The sequence below is a fragment of the Streptomyces xiaopingdaonensis genome, from assembly GCF_000262345.1.
GTDB lineage: Bacteria > Actinomycetota > Actinomycetes > Streptomycetales > Streptomycetaceae > Streptomyces > Streptomyces xiaopingdaonensis.
Genome location: NZ_AJTQ01000153.1, coordinates 1 through 5,960, shown reverse-complemented (window position 1 = coordinate 5,960; position 5,960 = coordinate 1). Strand labels below are relative to the sequence as shown.

5 protein-coding genes are annotated in these 5,960 nt (G+C 67.4%); 4 read left to right on the top strand and 1 reads right to left on the bottom strand.

From position 1 onward, the window contains the following. Positions 1-144: 144 nt before the first annotated feature. The 3 genes from UWG_RS0112395 to UWG_RS0112385 all read left to right on the top strand — a co-directional run bounded on the left by UWG_RS0112395 (position 145) and on the right by UWG_RS0112385 (position 2,164). On the top strand, positions 145-606 hold the full coding sequence (locus UWG_RS0112395) for a molybdenum cofactor biosynthesis protein MoaE (RefSeq protein ID WP_029391381.1): 462 nt from the start codon (positions 145-147) through the stop codon (positions 604-606). A 183-nt stretch (positions 607-789) separates the two neighbouring features. Beyond that, positions 790-1,044, top strand: coding sequence for a hypothetical protein (locus UWG_RS0112390; protein ID WP_237720064.1), 255 nt, complete (start codon positions 790-792; stop codon positions 1,042-1,044). Between the two features lie 25 nt (positions 1,045-1,069). Next, positions 1,070-2,164 carry a YlbL family protein gene (locus UWG_RS0112385; RefSeq protein ID WP_016907531.1) on the top strand — a complete coding sequence of 365 codons (1,095 nt, stop codon included), beginning with the start codon at positions 1,070-1,072 and terminating at the stop codon, positions 2,162-2,164. A gap of 82 nt (positions 2,165-2,246) precedes the next feature. On the opposite strand, the gene UWG_RS0112380 is transcribed toward UWG_RS0112385, so the two are convergent. Beyond that, a complete protein-coding gene (locus UWG_RS0112380; protein WP_026328177.1) occupies positions 2,247-2,813 on the bottom strand; it encodes a PPA1309 family protein in 567 nt (188 codons plus the stop codon). Positions 2,814-2,976: 163 nt separating this feature from the next. On the opposite strand from UWG_RS0112380, the gene UWG_RS0112375 reads away from it, so the two are divergent. Further along, entirely contained in the window at positions 2,977-5,865 is a 2,889-nt protein-coding gene (locus UWG_RS0112375; RefSeq protein ID WP_237720065.1) for a UPF0182 family membrane protein, read from the top strand. The last annotated feature ends 95 nt before the right edge of the window (positions 5,866-5,960 follow it).

The following is a 5,960-nucleotide window of genomic DNA, read 5'->3' as shown; positions in this document are numbered from 1 at the left end:
GACGCACGGAGGCGGCGACGGCGGCCGGCGCAGCCGGCGCGACGGTCGCGCTCCTCGGCACCGCCGCGCTGGTCCGTCGCGCCCGCAGACGCCGCGGTCTGTGAGGAGTTCCGAATCACGCGCGCGTACGGCAGCATGAACGCCATGGCGCAGATGTACGAACACCCTGGTGAAGCGGCCGCCCCCGAGCCGATCCGGCTGCTGGAGGTCCGCTCCGCGCCGCTCTCCGTCGACGAGGTCTTCGCCGCGGTGCAGGACGGCGCGGCGGGCGGCACAGCGCTCTTCGCCGGCACGGTCCGCAACCACGACGGCGGGTCCGACGTCGCCGCGCTCGCCTACTCCGCGCACCCGACGGCGGAGGACGAGCTGCGCAGGGTCGCCGAGAAGGTCGCCGCCGACTATCCGGTGCGCGCGCTCGCCGCTGTGCACCGGGTGGGAGAGCTCTCGGTCGGCGACCTCGCCGTCGTCGTCGCCGTCTCCTGCCCGCACCGCGCGGAGGCGTTCGAGGCGTGCCGCCGCCTCATCGACGAGCTCAAGCAGCAGGTGCCTCTCTGGAAGCACCAGGAGTTCGGTGACGGCTCGCAGGAGTGGGTCGGGGCGCAGTGAGCGCCGTGGTACGGGCGGAGGACGGCGGCACGGCCGCGAACGACGAACACGCAGCTCATCCCTGGTACGCACGGGCGTGCGCAACTTCCCCCGAGGCGGCGGCTCCGGGCTCCCGGCGGTAATCTTGTGATCGATCACACCAGTTCATCGGGTGTGGCCAGCTACGAGAGTCGGGAGGTCTCGATGGCAGCTCTCGCGTGGTTGTTGATCCCGGTCGCAGCCGCTGTCATCACCGGGGCGTGGAGCAGTTGGATGGGCCGCCGCCGGGGCAAGGCTCCGGACGCCGCGGGGGTCGCGGGGTACGAGCGGTTCCGCGCGGCGATGGAGCGGTCGAGCGCCGGTCCTGCCACCTCCTCGGAGGACGCCGCCCGGGAGGCGGATCGCTCGCCCGTGACCGCCTGTTCGGCCGCCGAGAACAGGGCCCGAACCGCCGACTGACGGTCGCTTACCGTACTGTCGTGCCATGCCTCGCCGCACCGCGACCCTGCTGACGTCGACTCTCCTGCTGATAGCGCTGCTGTGTGCGGCGATGCTCATCAGGGAGCCCTACGCCAAGATGTCGCCGGGACCGACGTACAACACCCTCACCAAGGGCCACGGCGAGACGGTTCTCCAGGTGCCGAAGGGCATGGCCCACAAGACGACGGGTCACCTCAACATGACGACGGTCCGGGTGACCAACTCGGAGTACCGGATGAGCATCATCGGCGCCGTCGGCGGATGGCTCGATTCGGACACGATCGTCGTCCCGTACTCCACCGTCTACCCCGACAACAAGTCGGCGCAGCAGGTGAACGAGGAGAACGCGGAGGAGTTCAACACCTCCCAGGAGAGCGCGAAGGTGGTCGCACTCCGCGAACTCGGCCACGACGTCCCGGCGCGGACGATCGTCAGCTCCGTCGTGAAGGACAGCCCCGCGCACGGCACGCTCCACGCGGGCGATGTCATCAGGGCCGTCGACGGCACGGCCGTCCGCAAACCGCAGCAGGTGGCGAAGCTGGTGAGCGACAGGAAGCCGGGGGAGTCCGTCACCATCTCGCTCATCCCCGCGAAGGAGGCGAAGCGGGCCGAGAAGGCGGGCGAAGAGCCGGATCCGGCGGACGAGCGCGAGGTGACGGTGCGGACGAAGGAGGAGCCGGAGGACGGACGGGCGATCGTCGGCATCCAGCCGGGGACCGCACACACCTTCCCGTTCAAGATCAACATCACGCTCCACGACGTCGGGGGCCCCAGCGCGGGTCTGATGTTCGCCCTCGGCCTCGTCGACAAGCTCTCGGAGCAGGACCTCACGGGCGGCCGCTTCATCGCCGGAACCGGAACCATCGACGACGACGGCAAGGTCGGCGAGATCGGCGGCATCCAGATGAAGACGATCGCCGCCCGCGACGAGGGCGCCGAGTTCTTCCTGACGCCCAAGGGCAACTGCCACACCGCGGCGAAGACCAAGCCGGACGGCCTCACACTCGTCGAGACGGGCAGCATGGACCAGGCGATGGAGTCGCTCAAGAAGATCCGCGCGGGGGAGACGGCAGACCTGCCGGTGTGCAGCGAGCGCTGACCGTCAGCAGGCCGTTCCTCCGTCAACCGTCCGTGTGAAGCGGGGACGAGCCGGAGCGCCACGGCCGCCCCGGCCGCCCGGCTCACTCCTCGAACGTCGCCGTGAGCGCCTCGGCGAGTCCCGGCACCAGGTCGGCCCCCGTGAGCACCTCGGCGGACGCGTCCTTTTCGCGGAGCCGCACCGCCGAGTCGCGCTCGCCGTTGCGGAGCACCGCGACGGTGAGGCGCACCTCCTGACGCTCCGGATGCTCGGCGACCCAGCCGGCGAGCTGTTCCTCGTCGAGGTCGACGGGGACGGAGGATTCAGCGGAGGGCGGAAGCATCAGCCGCTCGACGGTGAGGGCGCACCCCGCTACCGAGTCGGGCCACGCGATGGTGGCGAGGAACTCGTCGAGCGGGTTGTCGGGCGGCAGTTCGTCCTGCTCGACGGGGGTGAGCGGAGAGGCGTTCGGCTCCTCGGCCGCCTCGTCGAAGCCCAACTGCTGGGCGAGTTCCGGCTCGTCCTCTCTGAGCCTGGCGGTGTCGACGAGGGCGAAGAGGCGGGCCGGTTGGTCCCAGCCGAGGCCCGCCGCGTACTCGTCGATCTCCAGTACGGCGCGGGTCAGGGGCGTGGCGGCGAGCGGTGTGCCGTCAAGAGGGGCGTTGTTCATGTGCATATGGTGCCGCGTCGGACCCCGGAAACGGGAACTGAGTAAAGCTTGAGTAAGTTGCCTAGGTGGGCCTTACGATGCGGGCCCAGTTCGTCGACGGTTGTCGACGCCAGTCGACGTTCATCCACTGCGAATCTTCGAGGTGCGCACCTTGGCTTTCCAGATGCCGGATCGGGGCTCAGGAGGCCCTCCTTCCGGACCACGGATCAGAGTGGGCCGGCCCTCCCGGCGCGCGCGGACGCTGTTGCTGACAGCGGGCGTGCTCGCCGTGCTGGTCATGCTCTTCGTCATGTTTGCCGGTTTCTGGACCGACTGGCTCTGGTACCGATCGGTCGACTACAGCTCGGTCTTCTCAAAGAGTCTGCTGACGAAGATCGGCATGTTCGCCGTCTTCGGCGTGCTGATGGCGGTCGCCGTAGGCCTCAACATCTGGTTGGCGCACCGGCTCCGTCCACCGCTCAGCGCGATGTCGCTGGAGCAGCAGAACCTCGACCGTTACCGGATGGGGCTCGCGCCGTACAAGAAGTGGGTGCTCCTCGGGATCACGGCGCTCGTCGGCCTGATCGCGGGAGCCTCGGCGGCGGGCCAGTGGCGCACCTTCCTCATGTGGATCAACGGCGTCGCGTTCGGCGAGAAGGACCCGCAGTTCGGCAAGGACATCTCGTTCTACGCCTTCGATCTGCCCTTCTACCGCACGCTGCTGAGCTTCGGCTTCGCCGCCGCCGTCCTCTCGCTCATCGCCGCGGCGCTGGTGCACTACCTCTACGGCGGCCTGCGCATCACGACCCCCGGCGCCCGCGCCACCGCACAGGCGACCGGCCATCTTTCGGTGCTGCTCGGCCTGTTCGTCGCGCTCAAGGCGGTCGCGTACTGGCTCGACAGATACGGCCTGGCCGTCAAGTCGGGTGAGTTCAAGGCGACGGACAACTGGACGGGCCTGAAGTACGTCGACGCCAACGCCTATCTACCGGCGAAGACGATCCTCTTCATCATCGCGATCATCTGCGCCGTGCTCTTCTTCGCCACCCTGTGGCGCCGCACCTGGCAGCTTCCGGTGATCGGCTTCGGTCTGATGGTCCTCTCGGCGATCCTGATCGGCGGCCTCTACCCGGCGATCGTGCAGAAGTTCCAGGTCCAGCCGAACGAGCAGGCCAAGGAAACTCCGTACATCAAGAAGAACATCGAGGCGACCCGCGACGCCTACGACATCGCGGACTCGCAGGTGACGGACTACCGGGGTACGAGCAAGGCGTCGAACGAGAAGCTGCGCCAGGCCGCCGACACCACGGCGAGCATCCGTCTCCTCGACCCGAACGTCGTCTCGCCGACGTACCAGCAGAAGCAGCAGGTGCGTGGTTACTACCAGTTCCCCGCCACGCTCGACGTCGACCGCTACAAGGACGACGACGGCAACGAACGGGACACCGTGGTCGGCCTCCGTGAGATCAACACGGACGGCATCCCGGAGAAGAACTGGATCAACGAGCACTTCAAGTACACCCACGGCTACGGCATGGTCGCGGCCAAGGGCACCCAGGTGGACAAGGACGGCGCTCCCGACTTCACCGAGAAGGACCTTCCGCCCAAGGGCGAGATGGGCAAGTACGAGGGCCGCGTCTACTACGGCGAGAAGACGAACCAGTACTCGATCGTCGGCGGCCCGCAGAAGGAGCTCGACTACGCGGACGACGAGGGCGAGAAGTCGTACACGTACACCGGCAAGAGCGGCGTCAACCTCTCGAACACCTTCAACAGGGCTGCCTACGCGGTGAAGTTCAGCGAGCCGCAGATCCTCTACTCGGGGGCGATCGGCGAGGGTTCGCGCATCCTCTACAACCGCACCCCGCAGGAGCGCGTGGAGTCCGTCGCGCCCTGGGCGACGATCGACGGCGACCCGTATCCGGCCGTCGTCAACGGCCGCATCAAGTGGATCGTGGACGCGTACACCACGTCCAACGGCTACCCGTACTCGTCGCGTACGACGCTCGGTGACACCACCGCTGACTCGCTCACGGACGGCCAGCGTTCGGTCGTCGCGCAGCAGAACCAGGTCAACTACATCCGCAACTCGGTCAAGGCCACGGTCGACGCGTACACCGGCGACGTCGAGATGTACGCGTGGGACACCAAGGACCCCGTCCTGAAGACGTGGATGAAGGCGTTCCCCGACACGGTCAAGCCGAAGAGCGAGATCAGCGACGACCTCATGGACCACCTGCGGTACCCGCAGGACCTCTTCAAGGTCCAGCGTGAGCTGCTCCAGACCTACCACGTGACCTCGCCGTCGCAGTTCTACAGCGGAAGTGAGCGCTGGCAGGTCCCGGACGACCCGACGCACAAGGGCAATTCGGTGCCTCCGTACTACCTCAGTATGAAGATGCCGGACCAGGACGAGCAGCGCTTCTCGCTGACGACGACGTTCAACCCGAACAAACGCGAGACCCTGGGCGCGTTCATGGCGACGGAAGCCGACGCGAGAAGCAAGGAGTACGGCAAGATCAGAATCCTGAGACTGCCGGCGAACACCACGGTCTCCGGACCGTCCCAGGTGCAGAGCAAGTTCAACTCCGATCCTGAGATCGCGGAGTCGATCAACCTCCTCAAGCGAGGGGACTCCGAGGTCGAGTACGGAAACCTGATGACGGTCCCGTTGGAGGGCGGCCTGCTCTACGTCGAGCCGGTGTACGTCCGCGGTGCCGGCACCAACTATCCGCGCATGCGGAAGGTGTTGGTGACGTACGGCGAGCAGATCGCGTTCGAGAACACGCTCAGCGACGCTCTCGACAAGGTCTTCGACACCGAAGGCGAGTCGAGCGACAACGACCAGGACCAGGGCCAGGATCAGGGTCAGGGCCAGGACCAGGGCCAGGACCAGGGCCAGGACCAAGGCGAGGGCCAACCCTCCAAGGGCAACGTCGACAAGGCGTTGAAGGACGCGCAGGACGCGTACGAGTCCGGTCAGGAAGCCCTCGAGAAGGGTGACTGGGAGGAGTACGGCAAGGCCCAGAAGGAGTTGGAGGACGCCCTCGAGGAGGCGCAGAAGAACGACTGATCTCCCGCGGGACCGGGCGGTGCACACCGTCCGGTCCCGGCCGGTGGGGTCTGGTCGGGACCACCTCTCGGAGTGGTGTAGGGTTGTGAACACAA